The sequence below is a fragment of the Brevibacterium sp. 2SA genome (assembly GCF_005502845.1).
In the GTDB taxonomy this organism is placed as follows: domain Bacteria; phylum Actinomycetota; class Actinomycetes; order Actinomycetales; family Brevibacteriaceae; genus Brevibacterium.
Map to the genome: position 1 here is coordinate 1 of NZ_SCMW01000112.1, position 1,311 is coordinate 1,311.

A 1,311-nucleotide genomic window follows, 5' to 3' on the forward strand; every position below is an offset into this window, starting at 1 on the left:
GGGGTTATAGGCCAAAATGTGTGTACAGCCAGGGCGTGTCGACACTGGTCCTTATCGGGATCTGCCGCCCCAGCCTTTCTGGATCCCGTTGCCATCCTCGATACTGAATCCCGTTCCGTAGAGAGGATTCGTCTCCTCCCGACCCGTCTCGGGCTTGACCACCTTCGGCACGCTGGACGATGGTGTCCACGCATGTGGAGTCACGAACGACCACGGGTCCCTGGGCGCCTGGGTACGCAGATACAACAGCCAATCGACTCCACGACGGGCATGATCAATGTTCAGTCCGCGATGGGCTCTGAGGAAGTCCTTGATCGCTTTGTTCGGGCCTCCCTCCAATGGATTCGTGGTCTTCGCGATCGTGTACCCGTCCTCGGCCATCTCCAGCCACGTGAACAGGTGATTGTCACGGATCAACCCGGCCAGCAGCTTGTGGGCTCGACGGGTCCGGATATGCGTGTACCACCAGTGCTGCCCCGGCTTCACATGGGCTGGTCGCACTGCTCCTGGTCGCGCCTGGGTGCGGTCTTTGAGGAATGACTCCCACGCCGCTTCCCAGGACGTGAACGCGGCCGTCCACCGCGCAGCCTCGTCGAGGCTGGTGACCTTCGACAGTGTCTTAAACAGGCCGAGAAGTTCCTTGTTCGCCGGGAGCACGGGCCGCCTGGTCAGGTACCGATGCGCGGCCTGTCGGATGTGGAAGTGACACCGTTGGATCCGGGTCGTTGGCCACAGTCGCTTGATCGTCGTCGTCAATGGTCCGTTGCCATCGACGATCGCGGCCACCGGGGCAGGGATGCGGCTGATGAGAGCCGTCCAGGACGCGTTCTTCTCCTGGTCGCACCATTGCCAGTCGATGACGTGAGTGCCGGTGTAGGCGATGAGGACGCACCAACCGTTGAAGTAGGTGCCATCGAGCATGATCTGGTCATGGACCTCGCCTGTCGGGACCACTCTGGGTGCCACGTTCCAGCACCAATGAATCTTTCGTGTGAAGGTGCGAGTGCTGGACGCGAAATCACCGCGTGGTCGGGTGCTGGTCAGCCATGCGATGAAGCCGGTGAAGTCTGCCCGCTTCGTCGAATCGGTGCGGGTCTGAATCGCTGAGGCCCCGCAGTGTTGGCATCGCCACCTGGTGCGTCCGGCACTGGTTTTGCCGTTCTTGACCAGCTTGGTCGCGCATACACCACAGACGGGGTGATTTCTGGGATTGGGCACTGAACATGGTTGCAGGGCATGTTCAACTCGGTCTTGCCCTACTGCCTACTGGGCGAGCGGACCATCCTGTACACACATTTTGGCCTATAACCC

1 protein-coding gene is annotated in these 1,311 nt (G+C 60.9%); it reads right to left on the reverse strand.

Annotated elements, in window-relative coordinates; all coding sequences use genetic code 11:
• Positions 1 to 51: 51 nt before the first annotated feature.
• Positions 52 to 1,218: an IS1249 family transposase gene (locus FFS20_RS17805; protein ID WP_171007142.1), complete on the reverse strand. Its 1,167-nt coding sequence runs from the start codon at positions 1,216 to 1,218 to the stop codon at positions 52 to 54.
• Between the last annotated feature and the right edge of the window lie 93 nt (positions 1,219 to 1,311).